The organism is Bradyrhizobium sp. CCGUVB23 (genome assembly GCF_024199885.1).
Taxonomy (GTDB): Bacteria; Pseudomonadota; Alphaproteobacteria; order Rhizobiales; family Xanthobacteraceae; genus Bradyrhizobium.
Window position 1 is genome coordinate 9,091,757 of record NZ_JANADQ010000001.1, and the last position, 15,994, is coordinate 9,107,750.

Consider the following 15,994-nt stretch of genomic DNA (forward strand, 5'->3'; position numbering starts at 1 on the left):
TCGACGAACGGAAGCCCGGCCCTCAGGCCGGGCTTCTTTGCTTATGGCCGTCGTCTTCGCCGCCGCCGAGCTTGAATACCCGCTTCGCGTTTTCGCCGAGGAACAAATTCGCGACACTGTCGTCGAGATCAAGCTGGTCGAAGCCTTCAAGAGCCTTCGCCGGCGTTATCATGGGATAGTTGGTGCCGAACATCACCTTGGTACGGCCATGCGCGCGGATGTAGTCGATCAACACGGACGGATAGCGCTTGACCGTATAGGCCGACGTATCGATGAAGACGTTTTCGTGTTTGGTGGTGACCGCGATTGCCTCCTCGGTCCAGGGATAACCGATGTGGCCGGCGACGATGCTGAGCTCGGGGAAATCCAGCGCAACACGATCGAGATAGATCGGGCGCCCTACTTCCGATGACATCAGGGGGCCGGTATGTCCGATCTGCGTGCAGAACGGCACGTTCAATTCGCAGCACGCCGTATAGACCGGATAGAAACGACGATCGGTCGGCGGCAAATCCCAGAGCCAGGGAAGGACGCGAATTGCCTTGAAACCGAGTTCGCTGACACAGCGGCGGATTTCCCTGACGGCATCCATCGGCCTCGATATATCGACCGACCCGACGCCGACCAGGCGGTCGGGCGCTTGCGCCACGAATCCAGCCACCTCGTCGTTCGAGATCATGACATTTCGCGGGGCAACCCACGCCGAAATCAGCATCTTGTCGATTCCGCGCTCCTCCATCGCGCGGACCGTGGCCGCGACAGGAAGCTCGTGAGTTGGACTATCGCGTTTGGTCCAGCGTCGCAGCGACGCGAAGATGTCGTCCTGACTGTGACGCAGCGTCGGGTGCTGCCCCCATGCGTCGATGATCATGGCCCATCTGTTCCCGCGCTAGAGACGTTCGGCGTGACCACTGCGCGGATGGCGCATGCGATCAGCATGTCGGTCTGGTCTCTCGGATCGGAACGATCGCGGCCCGACAGCCAGGCGCGACAGAAAATCTGCGCCGGTCCGATGATCTGGCTGAAGAACAGCGCGGCCGTCATCGGCAGCAACTCGCCGCGCGCGACCAGCGGCGCGCGCCAGCGTTCGACGGCTTCCGCAAGACGCGAATTCTGCGCACGCTGCGCGTCGCGGACATCTTCGGTCCATTCGCTGCGGGAGATCTCGAACAGGTAACGCGCTTCTCGCCTGGAGTTCACCACCCAGTCCAGATGAGCGCGTATCAATCGCGCCACACCTTCCCGCGCGCCGCAGGACTCATCGACCGAATTCAGCACTGCTGCGTGATACCGGGCGAGAATTTCCAGAAACAGCGCGCCGGCGAGCTCCTTCTTCGAGGCGAAAAAATGAAAGAAGCTGCCATTGGAGGCACGCGCCCGCGCGCGGATCGCGGCCACCGTCGCGCCCTCGAAGCCCGCACGATCGAAGATCGCCAGCCCCGCGGCTAACAGATCGTCACGCACGCCAGCCGACATCGGCACCTCCTAGAGTAATACTCTAGAGCAGTACTCTAGCTGCGGTCAAGACGACGCGGAGGCCGCGATGAGCGGCCTCCGGTGCAATGACGAGATGGAAGTCTCGTTAGCGGGAGATCGGCGGGGCCGGCGAGCCGGACGGCTCGGCCGGAGCCGGCGGGGCGGCCGCGGCCGCAGGCGGCGCCGCGTCCTGCGGCTTGGCCGCCGCCGGCGCAGAGGCGCCGCTGCCGTTTGAAGAGGCATCGGCGGGCTTGCCCGCGGTGTCTGCTGGCTTCTGCACGGGCGCATCTGCCGGCTTGGCAGCAGCCGACGGGGCCGGCGTCACGTCCGGCACCGGATCGGGCCGCAGCGCTGGGGTCTGGCTGGTCGAAGGCTCGACCTTGGCGCTCTCGGGCTTGTCGGCCGGCTTCTCCGCCGGCTTGTCCTTCGCGCTGTCGGGCTTGGCCTCGGTATCGACCTTGGCGCTGTCGTTCTTCGTATCGTTTTTGGGTTCGCTCTTCTCGACCGGCGGCTCGGCTGCGGCGGGCATGTCTTTGGGCGTTTCGCCCTTGGGGGTGTCAGCCTTCGGAGCTTCCTCGGGCTCGGGCTTGCCGCGCTTGCTCAGGCGCTGCTTGGACTTGCGGCCCTCGGGACCGCGCTCATTGGTCGCTTGCCCCTCGGGCTTGGCGCCTTCCTTTGCACCCTCTTCGCTCGGCCGCGCCATCCGCCTCGAACCGGCCCGGCCGGTCTCGGATGCCGGAGCGCCCTCACCTTCCGGCTTCGCCGCGTCCTGGCGCTGGCGCCGGCTGGAAGGCTCGGGCTGTTGCGTGGCGCTGGAATTGGCTTCTTTTTCCTTCTCCTTGGCGCCGTCCTTCTTGTCCTTGCCGTCCTTGGCCTGGTAGCGCGTGTCGGTCGCACCATTGGAGACGAGGTAGGAGGAGAGCACGCCCGCCATGTCCGAGCTCGTGGTGTAGTGCTGGCGCAGGAAGCTAGGCAGCGAGCCCGGCGGCACCGACTTGAGCAGCCCCCGCGGCGACTTGTGGCAGGCATTGCAGGTCTGGGCGAAGATCTGGGACGGACTCTTGCCGGCCTCGAGGTTCGTCGCCTGCGCAAACGCAGCCTCCGGAGCGCCAAGGCCGATCAGAAGCAACACCGTCGCGAGGCTGAGCGCTCGGCTCGACATCCCGTCATCTCCATTGAAAAACGCAAGAAGGCCAGCCCGCACGCGTGGGCGGCGCTGGCGGCGGGTCACCTTTTAGCCGATTGCGCTGCAATTGGAAGCACGCTCATGACGCAAGGATGTGATCGCGCGTTTTGCGAATATCGGCTTTGAACACAACGCAATAGCAGGTCCGGAACCAGCTGATTACATTCCCATGCAGATGCATAGGAACCAACGCAGTTCCGAAGCGTCGGTGTGATGGCGGGGGTTAGTCGCATCTTTTCGGGTTCGCTCGACAGGGTGGTTCTATGGACCGTTTGTTGCGTAGCTTCCTGACCAAGTTCATCCGGCGCGGATGGATGACGGTGACGACCGTAAGCGGCGCAAAATTCACATGCGGTGACGGCTCTGGCCAACGTGTGGCGGTCCGCTTCGCGACAACCGATGCGCAGCGAAAGATCCTGCTCAATCCCGAGCTCGGGCTCGGCGAGGCCTATATGGACGGCGAGTTCGTCGTCGAGCAAGGCTCGATCGCTGATGCCCTGGCGATCCTCCTGGATCAACCCGGAACATTGCCACAGTGGGCCAAACCCCAGTGGCACTTGCGCTACCTGACGCGACATTTGAAGCAGTTCAACCTGCGTGCCCGCGCGAAGACCAACGTCGCCCATCACTATGATCTGGACGGCCGGCTCTATGCGCTCTTCCTCGACGCCGACAGGCAATATAGCTGCGCCTATTTCGAGACGCCGGACACTTCGCTCGACGACGCCCAGCTCGCCAAGAAGCGGCATATCGCAGCGAAGCTCGCCATCAAACGTGGCCACCGGTTGCTCGATATCGGCTCCGGCTGGGGCGGGCTCGGCCTCTACCTCGCCGAGATCGCAGACGCCGACGTCACCGGCATCACGCTGTCGACCGAGCAGTTGCAGCTTGCCAATGCCCGTGCGGCCGAGAAGAACCTGACCCGGTCAGCCCGGTTCCTGCTCCAGGACTATCGCGACATCGACGGTCCGTTCGACCGTATCGTCTCGGTCGGCATGTTCGAGCATGTCGGCGTCAAGTTCTACGAGACCTATTTCCAGCGCTGCGCTGAGCTCCTCAGCGAGGACGGCGTCATGCTGCTGCATTCGATCGGCCGTTCGCAGGGGCCGGACTCCACCAATCCCTGGATCGCCAAATACATCTTCCCCGGCGGCTATATCCCGGCGCTGTCCGAGGTACTGCCCGCAATCGAGCGCGCAGGGCTGCTCGTCTGCGACATCGAGATCCTCCGCCTGCACTATGCCGAGACGCTGAAGGCCTGGCGCGAGCGCTTCATGGCGCGGCGCGAGGAAGCGGTGCAGCTCTATGACGAGCGATTTGCGCTGATGTGGGAATTTTATCTGGCCGCCTGCGAGATGACCTTCCGCAAGCAGGGCATGATGAACTTCCAGATCCAGCTCACCAAACGGCAGGGCGTGGTCCCCGTGACCCGCGACTATATCGGCCATGAGGAGGCGCGGCTGCGCGGCCTGGAGGGCAGCAGCAGGCCCAGGCTGAAGCTGGCGGGCGAATAATATTACAAATGAAGGCTAGTGACGCAGGCGCGGGGCTGAGTAGAGCAGCGAAGCCGGTAGCGCGAGCCGTGCACGGAACTGCGCCAGCGTCTCGGCCGGCACCATGGACCCCTCGCGTTCCGGCAGGGAGGCGTCCTCCATGGCAGCGATCAGCGCCGACAGCCAGATCCGGCTGCCCGCCTCGCTTTTCCATATCTGCAGCTCCTGCCGCATTTTCGCCTCGTCTCCTGACGGTCGCGGACCAGATCAATTCCCTACCCGGCGGCCCGTTCCGAGCCTCACACGAAAGATTCCGGGGTTCTGTGATCTGCTTCACAAAGCGGTGGTCGGAATTGTCCTAGACCGTCGCCATGAGCAAGAAGATCCAAACCTCCTTCGACGTGCAGGACGATCTCCGCACAGACTATGCCTTGATCGCCACCGGCGTTGCCGCCGCCCTGGTTGCGCTGGTCTACCTCCTGATCGTCTGAACAGTCGGCCGGCCAGTGCGCCGCATGATGCGCGCCCGCAAAATAGGTCTGCGCGCCGACATATAAGGTTCACATCATCCGGAATTTTCCGTGGCTCGGCCTGAGCGGGATCAAGGCGCCGAGGCGAATTCCGCAAAACATCAGTCAAGCATCGCGCATGCTGCGGCTGCTAACCATCCACCATTTTAAAGACCGGTTGATAGCGACCAGCTTTCGCTTCCGCTTTGCCTGCCGTCGGCGCTTTATCGCCGCCCCGCATCCCGCCGGAAAAGTTGCTAAGCACCTCCGACCATGGCCCTGACTGATTCGACCGTCCTGAAACTCGCGCCCGATGCCGGAACCCCCGCCTATCGGAGCGCACCGCACAACATCGAGGCGGAGCAGAGCCTTCTGGGCGCCATTTTGGTCAATAACGACGCCTTCTACCGCGTTTCTGACTTCCTCGAGCCAAAGCACTTCTTCGAACCGCTGCACCAGACGATCTTCGAGACCGGCGGCAGCCTGATCCGGATGGGCAAGATCGCCACCCCGGTGACGCTAAAGACGTTCCTGCCCGCCGATACCGACGTCGGCGGCATGACCATCGGGCAGTATCTGGCGCGGCTGGCGGCCGAAGCGACAACCATCATCAACGCCCAGGACTATGGCCGCACCATCTACGATCTTGCATTGCGGCGCGACCTCATCGGCATCGGCGAGGACATGGTCAACGTCGCCTATGACGCCCCGGTCGACTTTGCGCCGCGGGCGCAGATCGAGGACGCCGAGCGCCGCCTCTATGAGCTCGCCGAGTCGGGCCGCTATGACGGCGGCTTCCAGAAATTCTCGCAGGCGCTGACGGTCGCCGTCGATCTCGCGGCAAAAGCGTTCCAGCGCGACGGAAAGCTGTCGGGCATCTCGACGGGGCTACGCGACCTCGACACAAAGATGGGCGGCCTGCAGCACTCCGACCTCATCATCGTCGCGGGACGTCCCGGCATGGGCAAGACGTCGCTTGCGACCAATATCGCCTACAACGTCGCGCAAGCCTACGTTCCAGAACTCCAGGCCGACGGCACCACGAAGGCCGCCAATGGCGGCGTGATCGGCTTCTTCTCCTGCGAAATGTCGGCCGACCAGCTCGCCACGCGTATCGTGGCCGAGCGCACCGGCATCCCCTCCTCGCACATCCGCCGTGGCGGAATCTCGGAAGCCGATTTCGAGAAGATCCGCCAGGTTTCGATCGAGCTGCAGTCGCTGCCTTTCTATGTTGACGCAACCGGCGGTCTGTCGATCGCCCAGCTGATGGCGCGCGCGCGCCGGCTGAAGCGCCAGAAGGGTCTCGATCTCCTCGTGATCGACTACATCCAGCTGCTGTCCGGCTCGGGCAAGCGCGCCAGCGACAGCCGCGTCCAGGAAATCACGGAGATCACGACCAGCCTGAAGGCGCTGGCCAAGGAGCTCAACGTCCCCGTGATCGCGCTGTCGCAGCTCTCGCGTCAGGTCGAATCGCGCGACGACAAACGGCCGCAGCTCTCGGACCTGCGTGAATCCGGCTCGATCGAGCAGGACGCCGACGTCGTGCTGTTCGTGTTCCGCGAAGAATATTACCTCGCCATGAAGGAGCCGCGTCCCGGCACCGAGGAACACGCCAAATGGCAGGCCGACATGGAGCGCACGGTCGGCCGGGCCGAAGTCATCATCGGCAAGCAGCGCCATGGTCCGACCGGCACGGTCGAGCTGCACTTCGATGCCTCGGTCACCCGCTTCGGCGATCTCGCCCATGACGGCCAGTTGCCGGATCGCAGCGACTACTAAGGCATGATCCGGAAAAGTGTGCAGCGGTTTTCCCTCGCGACAAACGCGGAACGCGTTTGCGCGGAGATCACGCTCAAGCAAGGAGGCAGAGCGCGATGATCTCATCGCGCTCTGAGTTGCTCGGGTTGAACCGCGCACACCTCTTGCGTAAAACGATGCCATGACAATGGCGTCCGACCCGAACCTCATCCCGCAAACCGGCCTCCTCTCCGAGGAAGCCAACCAGGCCGCGGCGCTTGCCGCCTATGGCGGCGTGCTCACCGTCGACCTCGACGCGATCGTCGCCAACTGGCGCAAGCTCGAGAAGACCGCGGTGCCGGCCGAATGCGCCGCAGTGATCAAGGCCGACGCCTATGGCTGCGGCACCGAACCGGTGGCGCGCGCGCTTCACAAAGCCGGCTGCAAGACCTTCTTCGTCGCGACGATCGAGGAAGCGCGCATCGCCCGCGCGGCGGTGCCGACCGCGACGATCTACGTGCTCGGCGGCTTTTTCCAGAATACCGGCGAGCATTACGCCAGGATCGATTGCCGCCCCGTGATCGGGGATCTCAACGAGCTCGCCGAATGGGACGTGTTCTGCCGCCGCACGGGCTGGACTGGGGGCGCGGCCATCCATATCGACACCGGCATGAACCGGCTCGGGCTGACGCTCCAGGAGGCGCAGGCCATCATCCCGCGAATCAATGCGGGCGATCACGGCATCACGCTGGTGATGAGCCATCTGGTCTCCGCCGAGCAGCTCAACAGCTCGGTCAACGCCAGGCAGCTCGCAGCTTTCCGCTCCATCGCGAGCGAATTCGCGGGTGTGCCCGCCGCGCTCGCCAATTCCTCCGGCATCTTCCTTGGCGCCCCCTTCCAGTTCGACCTGGTGCGGCCGGGCGCGGCGCTCTACGGCGTCAACCCGACGCCGGAGGCCGACAATCCGATGCAGCCGGTGGTCGATCTCAAGGCCCGCATCGTACAGATTCGCACCATCGAGCGTGGCGAGAGCGTCGGCTATGGCGGCACCTGGACGGCACGGCGCCCCACGAAACTCGCGATCATCGCGGTCGGCTATGCCGACGGCTATTTCCGCGCCGCCAGCTCCAATGACGGCACCCGCGGCGCCGAGGTGATCGTCGCGGGCAAGCGCTGTCCGGTCGCGGGCCGCGTCTCCATGGATCTGATCGCGATCGACATCACCGATCTGCCGCCGAATTCGGTGCGGCGCGGCCACATGGTGACGCTGCTCGGTGAAGGCATCACCGTCGACGAGCTCGCGCATCATTTCGGCACCATCGGATACGAGGTGCTGACGAGCCTCGGCCACCGTTATGCCCGGGTCTACAAGGGCGGCAATGCGCAAGCGCCGGTCGAACAGCCACCTCTCGCGCAACCCGCCGCGACGTCCGCCGCCGAGCCACCCGCGCCGCCGCCACTGGAGCAGCCGGCAAGCCCGCCGCCGCTGCCGACCTAACCGACCCGACACGCTCTCGTGCCCCGGACGCAGCGCAGCGCTACTTCAGCGGTGCGCTGCAGAGCCGGGGCCCATCTATCCGCTTTGTACCGTGCCGCCTTCTGGGTCCCGGCTCTGCGTCGCACCGCTTTCGCGCTGCGCCTCGTCCGGGACACGAGGGTGATCGTGAACGCTTACTTCTTCCTGCTATCCAGCGCCTTCTTGCAGGTGTCGCTGAGCTGGTCGCGCTTGGCATTGAGGCACGCGACGATGCGGCCGCCGCCAGGCGCGATGCCGGCGCAGAATTTGTCATAATCCGCCTTGCAAGCGCCGCGCGGATCGGACGATTGTGCCAGCGCGGACCCGGAGAGCGCGACGGCGACTGCGATAGCGGCAAAATTCAACTTGGACATTGTTTCTCCGGTTTGGGGCGTGAGGAGCCTTGCTCTACATGAAGATTGCGACATTCAACATCAACAACATCAACCACCGCCTGCCCAACCTGTTGCGCTGGTTGCGCACGGCGAATCCCGATGTCGTCGCACTCCAGGAACTGAAGGCCATCGATGGCGAATTTCCGGCCGCTGCGATCGAGAAGGCCGGCTACGGCGCGGTCTGGCGCGGACAAAAGACCTGGAACGGCGTCGCCATTCTCGCGCGCAACGCCGAGCCCGTGTTGACCCGCGACCGCTTGCCAGGCAACGCCGACGACATCGAGGCGCGCTACATCGAGGCCGCCGTGCGCGGCATCATCGTCACCAGCATCTATTTGCCGAACGGCAACCCGCAGCCCGGACCGAAATTCGACTACAAGCTCGACTGGTTCGCGCGCCTGAAGCGCCACGCGAAGACCTTCCTCAAACAGGACCTGCCGGTCGTGCTCGCCGGCGACTACAACGTCGCCCCGACCGCGCTCGATATCTATCCTACGAAATCCTGGGACAAGGATGCCCTGATCCAGCCCAAGAGCCGCGCCGCATTCAAATCACTCGTCGCGCAAGGCTGGTGCGATGCGCTCCGCGCGCTGCATCCCGAGAAGCGCATCTACACCTTCTGGGACTACAAGCGTAACCGCTGGCCGCGCGATGCCGGTCTTCGCCTCGATCACCTCCTGCTCAGCCCTGCCCTCGCCCCGCGCCTGACCAAGGCCGGCGTTGACAAGACGATCCGCGGCGAAGACGGCGCGAGCGACCATGCGCCGGTGTGGGTGGTGCTGCGCTAGGCGCACGCTCTCAAGTCCACTGCCTACGGTAGATACAGCTACTCGTCGGCTTCGTCTCTTGAAGCAGACGTCGGCAGTGGCTTCGATGATTTCCGCCATGGGCCAGATTCGGACGTGCGCGGAATGACGGTTTGATGCCAAAGTAGCGCACCAGCAGCGAGTTCGGGGAGAGGGACCTGCGTGAAGCGTTTTGCTATTTGGGTCTTGGCAACACTCGCCCTTGTTGTGGCCATTCTCTCGGGCTTGTTTGTTTTTAGCCCGACAGCGCGTTTGGTCATGGTTATCGTCATCGCGGCGATTTTCAACTCCGGGCCGCCGCCAATCGCGAAGGGGGTCATTACCAAAGAAGACTGGCCCCACTTTGCAGCAGCCAGCAAAAAGTTGACTGAGGTCCTGCAGTCACAATTTCCAGTTGGGTCAACAGAGGGCGCACTGAAAGCGATTTTGGCGGGCCAGGGATTTCGACCCGCCGATCCCGTACCGTCCAATTGCGTTCCGCCTGGCCAGCAGGTGCCGATCGGGGAGGTCTACCACCAGTGCTTAACTCCGGAGCAGGAAGAGAGGAGGAAGAGAACGTTGGTTTATAAGTGGGGCGGCGGTGTTTGCATGGAATCCATTTCAGTCATGTGGTCAAGCGATGAACATGGCGATTTGACCCATGTCGAGGGGGGCTACTACGGCGCGTGCCTTTGAAAATTCCGGTCGGATATGACCTCAAGGCACGTCCAAATCCGCTTCGGGGTCAAACGGCGATATTCCCCGTCACCACAAATTCTTGCCGTCGATCACGTTCACCGGCACAGCATCGAGATCGAAATCGTCGAACAGGCGGGCATTGATGCCCACTCTCGGATTGTCGAAGTCGGGCTTTCCGCTCGACCAGTCCGGCGACTCCGAATAGGTGCCGCAGCCGCAGCTCGCGCAGTAGTGATGTTTGACGGTTCGACTTCCCCATTGATAGGTCGCGACGTTCTCCGGCGGAGAGAGCAAGCGGAACTGCGCCGGCGTGTAATAGGCCCACAACGCGCCGCGCTTGGCGCAGAGCGAGCAAGTGCAGCGCGTAACGCTGGCCGGCGGCTCGGTGACCTCGAACACCGTCTCACCGCAATGGCAGCTTCCTTCGACCGGCATGGCCCGCTCCCTGTCTCGAAAATGTCAGGAGATGGTCGTAGCCGAGGCCTGCTGCCAACATGCTGTCAGCATGTGCTGCGGCGCACCGCCTCGTTTGCAGGCAGCCGCCTCAGCGGGCGCCGCCATCGCGACACCGACGTGTGCCCGTCTCAAGCCGTTCGCAGACCGCAGGATGCCGGCAGCCCCGGCTACTTTGGATGGGGTTGTTTTCGAGGTTTTTTGTCGCGCAGGCGAAACGGTCCGATCTGCGGCAAGAATTGGCTACACTCCCCCGATTCCCGGAGCCCTCCTCTTTGGCATTCCTGTTCGTCCTCATCGTCGGCCTGATCGCCGGCACCATTTCCGGCATCGTCGGCACGGGTTCGTCGATCATGCTGATGCCGGTGCTGGTCTATGAATACGGGCCGAAGGAGGCGGTGCCGATCATGGCCGTGGCCGCCGTGATGGCGAACCTGTCGCGGATCCTCGCCTGGTGGCGCGAGGTCGACTGGAAGGCATGCGCAGCCTATTCCATCACCGGCATCCCGGCCGCAGCGCTCGGCGCGCGGACGCTGCTGGCGCTGCCCTCGCACGCGGTCGATCTTGCGATCGGCATCTTCCTGATCGCGATGGTGCCGGCGCGGCACTGGCTGGCGCGGCACGATCTGAAGGCCAATCTTTGGCATCTGGCGATCGGCGGCGCGGTCATCGGCTATATCACCGGCATCGTGGTCTCGACGGGCCCGCTCAGCGTGCCGCTGTTCCTGTTCTACGGCCTGACCAAGGGCGCCTTCCTCGCGACCGAGGCCGCCTCCTCGCTCGGCCTCTATCTGTCGAAATCCGTGACCTTCGAACGCTTCGGCGCGCTGACCGGCGACGTCGCAATCAAGGGCCTCATCGCAGGCTCCTCGCTCATGTTTGGCGCCTTCATCGCCAAGCGCTTCGTGCTGCAGATGAAGCCAGACGTGTTCCGCCTGGTGATGGACGCCATCATGGTCGCGGCGGGGCTCAGCATGCTATGGAACGCCACGCTCTCCCCCTGACACCGATTCACCAGTCCCATGGCCAAATCCACGCTCTCCTTCGTCTGCCAGAACTGCGGCGCGTCCTATAATCGCTGGCAAGGCAAGTGCGAGGCCTGCGGCGAGTGGAACACGCTGGCCGAGGAGGACGCGACCGGCAACGTGCCGGTGTCGATCCGCTCCAAACGCAAGGGGCGCACCTTCGCGCTGGAGAGCCTGGCGGGGAAAAGCCCTGACGCCCCTCGCCTGTCCTCAGGGATGACCGAGCTCGACCGCGTCACCGGCGGCGGCTTCGTCCGCGGCTCGGTGCTCCTGGTCGGCGGCGATCCCGGCATCGGCAAATCGACGCTGCTGACGCAGGCTACCAGCTTGCTGGCGCGCGCCGGCCACCGCATCGTCTACATCTCCGGCGAAGAGGCGATCGCGCAGGTGCGCTTGCGCGCCGAGCGGCTCGGGCTATCCGACGCGCCGGTGCAGCTCGCTGCGGAGACGTCGGTCGAGGACATCATCTCGACGCTGTCTGAAGGCTCGGTCCCCCGCCTGATCGTGATCGACTCGATCCAGACCATGTGGACCGACACGGTGGAGTCTGCGCCCGGCACGGTGACGCAGGTGCGCGCCTCGGCGCAGGCGCTGATCCGCTTCGCCAAGAAGACGGGAGCCGCCATCATCCTGGTCGGCCACGTCACCAAGGACGGCCAGATCGCCGGCCCCCGCGTGGTCGAACACATGGTCGACGCCGTGCTGTCCTTCGAGGGCGAAGGTTCCCAGCAATTCCGCATCCTGCGCGCCGTGAAGAACCGCTTCGGCCCCACCGACGAGATCGGCGTCTTCGAGATGACCGGACTCGGCCTGCGCGAAGTCACCAACCCGTCCGAGCTGTTCCTGTCCGAGCGCGACCTCGGCACCCCCGGCACTGCCGTGTTCGCAGGTATCGAGGGCACCCGCCCCGTGCTGGTCGAATTGCAGGCCCTGGTGGCGCCGACCTCGCTCGGCACCCCGCGCCGCGCCGTGGTCGGCTGGGACCCGAGCCGGCTCTCCATGGTGCTGGCGGTGCTGGAAGCCCATTGCGGGGTCAAGCTGTCCGGCCACGACGTCTATCTGAACGTTGCGGGCGGCCTTCGCATCCACGAGCCAGCCGCCGACCTTGCCGCGGCGGCGGCGCTGGTGTCGTCACTGGTTAACGCGCAGTTACCCACCGATGCCGTTTATTTCGGCGAGATTTCGCTCTCCGGCGTGGTGCGACCCGTGGCCCAGACCCCCGCGCGGCTCAAGGAGGCCGCAAAGCTCGGCTTCAGCCGCGCCGTGCTGCCCGAATCGGCCCGTGGCGAGGCCGGCGGCGACGCCGGGCTGTCGCTCAACGCCGTGAACAGCCTCACCACGCTGGTCGCCGAGATCGCCGCCCGCGGCTCGCGCCGGGGCGAATCCGCGTCCGCGCCCGAGAAAAATGCCACACCCGCCAGATTCCGCCGTGGAGAGGGCTAGCTGGAGGTGACGATCCCCGGCCCCGCCGCTATACAGCCGTCACAAAGCAGCATGGGATTGCGTGGTTCCGGACTTGCTGGGAACACCGTCTGCCCCTCACTTAGGGCGGCGGCCAAAACACCGATTCGCTGAGCACCTTTGAGAGTACGAGCGGACCAGACCAGCCGATGCCGATTACACTCCTCGATCTGATCCTGCTCGGTGTGATGCTGATCTCGGGCCTGCTTGCCATGGTCCGCGGCTTCATGCGCGAAATCCTGTCGATCGCGGCCTGGGGCGCAGCGGCGATCGTGACGCTTTATTCATTCTCGAAGCTGCTGCCGACCGCCAAGACCTATTTCAACAACGACACGGTCGCCAGCGTCGTGGTTGTGGCCGGTGTGTTCGTGGGCACGCTGATCGTGGTGTCCGTGATCACGGTCCGGATCTCCGACATGATCCTGGATTCCCGGATCGGCGCCCTGGACCGCACCCTGGGCTTCCTGTTCGGCCTTGCCCGCGGCCTCCTGATCGTCGTGGTCGCCTTCCTGTTCTTCACCTGGCTGGTCCCGGACAAGCAGCGCCCGGACTGGGTCACGGGAGCCAAATCCCGGGTGGTGCTCCAGGGAACCGGGGATTGGCTGATGTCGCTCTTGCCGGACGACCCCGAGAACACCATCTTGAAGAGATTCAAGAAAAACAAACCAGATGATGATCAAGCTGATACCGAGCAGCAGCCTGCGGGCGGCAGCGATGGCTACAGTAAACCGGCTCGTGACAGCCTTAAAAAGCTGATCGAGAAACCCGCGGCACGTTGAATTGAGCCCGAAGAGAGGCGCGATGGACGAGATGCAAAACCCCGACTGGAACGCCCAGCTTGATCTCGACCTCCCCCCGGCCGGGCTCGAGCTTCAGGACGATCTCGAGGGGGATACGCTACGCGAGGAATGCGGCGTGTTCGGCATCTACGGCCATCCCGACGCCGCCGCCATCACCGCCCTCGGCCTCCACGCCCTTCAGCACCGCGGCCAGGAAGCCGCCGGCATCGTCTCCTACGATGGCAACCGCTTCCACTCCGAACGCCGCCTCGGTCTCGTCGGCGACACCTTTTCTCGCCGCGAGGTGATCGACCGCCTGCCCGGCAGTGTCGCGGTCGGCCATGTCCGCTACTCCACGACCGGCGCCACGATCCTGCGCAACGTGCAGCCGTTGTTCGCCGAGCTGAATGCCGGCGGCCTTGCGGTCGCCCATAACGGCAACCTCACCAACGGCCTGACGCTGCGCCGCGAGCTCGTCAGGAACGGCGCGATGATGCAGTCGACCACCGACACCGAGGTGATCCTGCACCTGGTCGCACGATCCAAGCGTGCCCGCTTCATCGAACGCTATATCGACGCGCTGCGCGAGATCGAAGGCGCCTATGCGCTGGTGTCGCTCACCAACAAAAAGCTGGTCGGCGCGCGCGATCCGCGCGGCATCCGGCCGCTGGTGCTCGGCGAGCTCGACGGCTGCCCGATCCTGACGTCGGAGACCTGCGCGCTCGACATCATCGGCGCGCGCTTCGTGCGCGACATCGAGCCCGGCGAAGTCATCGTGTTCGACGAGAACGGCGAGGACGTCCACAAGCCGTTCCCGCCGATGGCCCCGCGGCCCTGCATCTTCGAATACATCTATTTCTCCCGTCCGGATTCCATCGTCCACGGCCGCTCGGTCTACGAAGTTCGCAAGGCCTTTGGCGCGCAGCTCGCCAGGGAGAGCCACGTGCCGGTCGACGTGGTGGTGCCGGTGCCGGATTCGGGCGTGCCCGCCGCAGTCGGCTACAGCCAGTTCTCCGGCGTGCCGTTCGAGCTCGGCATCATCCGCAACCATTATGTCGGCCGCACCTTCATTCAGCCGACACAGGCGATCCGCGAATCCGGCGTGCGCATGAAGCATTCGGCGAACCGCGCCGCGATCGAAGGCAAGCGCATCATCCTGATCGACGACTCCCTGGTGCGCGGCACCACCTCGAAGAAGATCGTGCGCATGATGCGCGATGCGGGCGCGACCGAGGTGCACTTCCGTCTCGCCTCGCCCCCGATCCTCTATCCCGATTACTACGGCATCGACCTGCCCGATCGCGGCGGCCTGCTCGCGGCGACGCACTCGCTCGAAGAGATGCGCGAGATCATCGGCGCGGACTCGCTCGCCTTCCTGTCGATCGACGGCATGTACCGCGCCATGGGCGAGCCCGGCCGCGACCCGGCCAATCCGAAGTTTTCGGATCACTGTTTTACCGGCGCCTATCCGACACATCTCACCGACCAGACCCAGACCGAGGCGCAGCCGCGGCAATTGTCGTTGCTGGCCGAGGCGAGCTGACGGCGTAGCTGTCATCCCGGGGCGGTCCGCAGGACCGACCCCAATGCGCAATTGCGCATTGGGCGATCTTGAGATTCCGGGTTCGATGCTTCGCATCGCCCCGGAAATGACGACCAAGCGGGGGCTTGTACCGGCCATCCACGCCTGTAAAACCCCGCCATGACAAAACCCCTAGCCAACCGCATCGCTCTCGTCACCGGCGCCTCGCGCGGCATCGGCTACGCCACCGCAATCGCGCTGGCGAAAGCCGGTGCGCACATCGTCGCGGTGGCGCGCACGCAGGGCGGGCTGGAAGAGCTCGACGACGAGATCCGGAAAGCAGGCGGCAGTGCCACGCTGGTGCCGCTCAACCTCACCGACTTCGATGGTATCGCGCGGCTCGGCGCCGCGCTGCACGAGCGCCACGGCAAGCTCGACATTCTCGTCGGCAATGCCGGCGTGCTCGGTCCCTCCTCACCGCTTGGCCATATCGAACTGAAGACCTTCACCGACGTGATGGCGATCAACGTCTCCGCGAACTTCCAGCTGATCCGCTGCATGGAGCCGCTGCTGAAACAATCCGACGCCGGCCGCGCGGTGTTCATCACCTCGGGCGCGGCCAACAAGGCGACCGCCTATGTCGGCCCCTACGCCGCCTCCAAGGCCGCGCTGGAGACGCTGGCACGCGCCTGGGCGCAGGAGACCGCGAGCACGAAGCTGCGCGTCAACCTGTTCAATCCCGGGCCGATCCGCACCCGCATGCGCGCGACCCTGATGCCGGGCGAGGATCCCTCGACGCTCGACACGCCCGAGCAGGCGGCGGAGTTCATCGTGCCGATGTGCGCACCCGACTGGACAGAAACCGGCAAATTCTACGACTACAAGTCGCGCACGCTGATGAGCTTCCGGCCGCCGGCCTGAAAGACGCGCCGCGGTGGCGCGACAGATTGATGAAATT

At 64.6% G+C, this 15,994-nt stretch carries 16 protein-coding genes; 10 read left to right on the forward strand and 6 right to left on the reverse strand.

Annotation, left to right across the window (positions count from 1 at the left end; genetic code table 11):
• Window positions 1-22 precede the first annotated feature (22 nt).
• The 3 genes from NLN62_RS42675 to NLN62_RS42685 all read right to left on the reverse strand — a co-directional run bounded on the left by NLN62_RS42675 (window position 23) and on the right by NLN62_RS42685 (window position 2,638).
• Window positions 23-871 (reverse strand): amidohydrolase family protein, encoded by an 849-nt coding sequence (locus NLN62_RS42675; RefSeq protein ID WP_051389699.1) that lies wholly within the window; start codon window positions 869-871, stop codon window positions 23-25.
• Window positions 868-1,476 carry a TetR/AcrR family transcriptional regulator gene (locus NLN62_RS42680; RefSeq protein WP_027522568.1) on the reverse strand — a complete coding sequence of 203 codons (609 nt, stop codon included), beginning with the start codon at window positions 1,474-1,476 and terminating at the stop codon, window positions 868-870. Before NLN62_RS42680 ends, NLN62_RS42675 begins: the two co-directional genes overlap by 4 nt.
• Before the next feature lie 106 nt (window positions 1,477-1,582).
• Window positions 1,583-2,638 carry a hypothetical protein gene (locus NLN62_RS42685; RefSeq protein ID WP_027522567.1) on the reverse strand — a complete coding sequence of 352 codons (1,056 nt, stop codon included), beginning with the start codon at window positions 2,636-2,638 and terminating at the stop codon, window positions 1,583-1,585.
• A gap of 287 nt (window positions 2,639-2,925) precedes the next feature.
• On the opposite strand from NLN62_RS42685, the gene NLN62_RS42690 reads away from it, so the two are divergent.
• A complete protein-coding gene (locus NLN62_RS42690; protein WP_027522566.1) occupies window positions 2,926-4,176 on the forward strand; it encodes a cyclopropane-fatty-acyl-phospholipid synthase family protein in 1,251 nt (416 codons plus the stop codon).
• Between the two features lie 15 nt (window positions 4,177-4,191).
• Here NLN62_RS42690 and NLN62_RS42695 read toward each other — a convergent pair whose 3' ends face one another.
• Window positions 4,192-4,389 (reverse strand): transcriptional regulator, encoded by a 198-nt coding sequence (locus NLN62_RS42695; RefSeq protein WP_254112630.1) that lies wholly within the window; start codon window positions 4,387-4,389, stop codon window positions 4,192-4,194.
• A gap of 548 nt (window positions 4,390-4,937) precedes the next feature.
• Here NLN62_RS42695 and NLN62_RS42700 point away from each other — a divergent pair.
• Window positions 4,938-6,443 (forward strand): replicative DNA helicase, encoded by a 1,506-nt coding sequence (locus NLN62_RS42700; protein ID WP_027522563.1) that lies wholly within the window; start codon window positions 4,938-4,940, stop codon window positions 6,441-6,443.
• Between the two features lie 166 nt (window positions 6,444-6,609).
• A complete protein-coding gene (gene alr, locus NLN62_RS42705) occupies window positions 6,610-7,899 on the forward strand; it encodes an alanine racemase (protein WP_254113847.1) in 1,290 nt (429 codons plus the stop codon).
• A gap of 173 nt (window positions 7,900-8,072) precedes the next feature.
• Here alr and NLN62_RS42710 read toward each other — a convergent pair whose 3' ends face one another.
• A complete protein-coding gene (locus NLN62_RS42710; RefSeq protein WP_254112632.1) occupies window positions 8,073-8,291 on the reverse strand; it encodes a cysteine rich repeat-containing protein in 219 nt (72 codons plus the stop codon).
• Window positions 8,292-8,329: 38 nt separating this feature from the next.
• On the opposite strand from NLN62_RS42710, the gene NLN62_RS42715 reads away from it, so the two are divergent.
• Together NLN62_RS42715 and NLN62_RS42720 are read left to right on the forward strand one after the other, a co-directional pair.
• On the forward strand, window positions 8,330-9,100 hold the full coding sequence (locus tag NLN62_RS42715) for an exodeoxyribonuclease III (protein WP_254112638.1): 771 nt from the start codon (window positions 8,330-8,332) through the stop codon (window positions 9,098-9,100).
• Between the two features lie 180 nt (window positions 9,101-9,280).
• Window positions 9,281-9,793 carry a hypothetical protein gene (locus NLN62_RS42720; RefSeq protein WP_254112640.1) on the forward strand — a complete coding sequence of 171 codons (513 nt, stop codon included), beginning with the start codon at window positions 9,281-9,283 and terminating at the stop codon, window positions 9,791-9,793.
• A 69-nt stretch (window positions 9,794-9,862) separates the two neighbouring features.
• Here NLN62_RS42720 and NLN62_RS42725 read toward each other — a convergent pair whose 3' ends face one another.
• On the reverse strand, window positions 9,863-10,231 hold the full coding sequence (locus NLN62_RS42725; RefSeq protein WP_254112642.1) for a GFA family protein: 369 nt from the start codon (window positions 10,229-10,231) through the stop codon (window positions 9,863-9,865).
• Window positions 10,232-10,524: 293 nt separating this feature from the next.
• Here NLN62_RS42725 and NLN62_RS42730 point away from each other — a divergent pair, with 293 nt between their 5' ends.
• The 5 genes from NLN62_RS42730 to NLN62_RS42750 all read left to right on the forward strand — a co-directional run bounded on the left by NLN62_RS42730 (window position 10,525) and on the right by NLN62_RS42750 (window position 15,957).
• Window positions 10,525-11,253: a sulfite exporter TauE/SafE family protein gene (locus NLN62_RS42730; protein WP_027522557.1), complete on the forward strand. Its 729-nt coding sequence runs from the start codon at window positions 10,525-10,527 to the stop codon at window positions 11,251-11,253.
• Between the two features lie 18 nt (window positions 11,254-11,271).
• On the forward strand, window positions 11,272-12,717 hold the full coding sequence (gene radA, locus NLN62_RS42735) for a DNA repair protein RadA (RefSeq protein WP_254112650.1): 1,446 nt from the start codon (window positions 11,272-11,274) through the stop codon (window positions 12,715-12,717).
• Between the two features lie 167 nt (window positions 12,718-12,884).
• Window positions 12,885-13,514, forward strand: a complete 630-nt coding sequence (locus NLN62_RS42740; RefSeq protein ID WP_027522555.1) for a CvpA family protein — start codon at window positions 12,885-12,887, stop codon at window positions 13,512-13,514.
• 31 nt (window positions 13,515-13,545) lie between these two features.
• A complete protein-coding gene (purF, locus tag NLN62_RS42745; RefSeq protein ID WP_254113848.1) occupies window positions 13,546-15,057 on the forward strand; it encodes an amidophosphoribosyltransferase in 1,512 nt (503 codons plus the stop codon).
• A gap of 159 nt (window positions 15,058-15,216) precedes the next feature.
• On the forward strand, window positions 15,217-15,957 hold the full coding sequence (locus NLN62_RS42750; RefSeq protein WP_254112652.1) for an SDR family NAD(P)-dependent oxidoreductase: 741 nt from the start codon (window positions 15,217-15,219) through the stop codon (window positions 15,955-15,957).
• Window positions 15,958-15,994: the final 37 nt, after the last annotated feature.

Excerpts from the sequence above, each read along its gene's own strand:
- NLN62_RS42750 (WP_254112652.1), top strand. The coding sequence starts at position 15,217 with ATGACAAAACCCCTAGCCAACCGCATCGCTCTCGTCACCGGCGCCTCG.
- NLN62_RS42685 (WP_027522567.1), bottom strand. The coding sequence starts at position 2,638 with ATGTCGAGCCGAGCGCTCAGCCTCGCGACGGTGTTGCTTCTGATCGGC.
- NLN62_RS42680 (WP_027522568.1), bottom strand. The coding sequence starts at position 1,476 with ATGTCGGCTGGCGTGCGTGACGATCTGTTAGCCGCGGGGCTGGCGATC.
- NLN62_RS42740 (WP_027522555.1), top strand. The coding sequence starts at position 12,885 with ATGCCGATTACACTCCTCGATCTGATCCTGCTCGGTGTGATGCTGATC.
- purF (WP_254113848.1), top strand. The coding sequence starts at position 13,546 with ATGCAAAACCCCGACTGGAACGCCCAGCTTGATCTCGACCTCCCCCCG.
- NLN62_RS42725 (WP_254112642.1), bottom strand. The coding sequence starts at position 10,231 with ATGCCGGTCGAAGGAAGCTGCCATTGCGGTGAGACGGTGTTCGAGGTC.
- NLN62_RS42690 (WP_027522566.1), top strand. The coding sequence starts at position 2,926 with ATGGACCGTTTGTTGCGTAGCTTCCTGACCAAGTTCATCCGGCGCGGA.
- alr (WP_254113847.1), top strand. The coding sequence starts at position 6,610 with ATGGCGTCCGACCCGAACCTCATCCCGCAAACCGGCCTCCTCTCCGAG.
- NLN62_RS42715 (WP_254112638.1), top strand. The coding sequence starts at position 8,330 with ATGAAGATTGCGACATTCAACATCAACAACATCAACCACCGCCTGCCC.
- NLN62_RS42675 (WP_051389699.1), bottom strand. The coding sequence starts at position 871 with ATGATCATCGACGCATGGGGGCAGCACCCGACGCTGCGTCACAGTCAG.
- NLN62_RS42695 (WP_254112630.1), bottom strand. The coding sequence starts at position 4,389 with ATGCGGCAGGAGCTGCAGATATGGAAAAGCGAGGCGGGCAGCCGGATC.
- radA (WP_254112650.1), top strand. The coding sequence starts at position 11,272 with ATGGCCAAATCCACGCTCTCCTTCGTCTGCCAGAACTGCGGCGCGTCC.
- NLN62_RS42700 (WP_027522563.1), top strand. The coding sequence starts at position 4,938 with ATGGCCCTGACTGATTCGACCGTCCTGAAACTCGCGCCCGATGCCGGA.
- NLN62_RS42710 (WP_254112632.1), bottom strand. The coding sequence starts at position 8,291 with ATGTCCAAGTTGAATTTTGCCGCTATCGCAGTCGCCGTCGCGCTCTCC.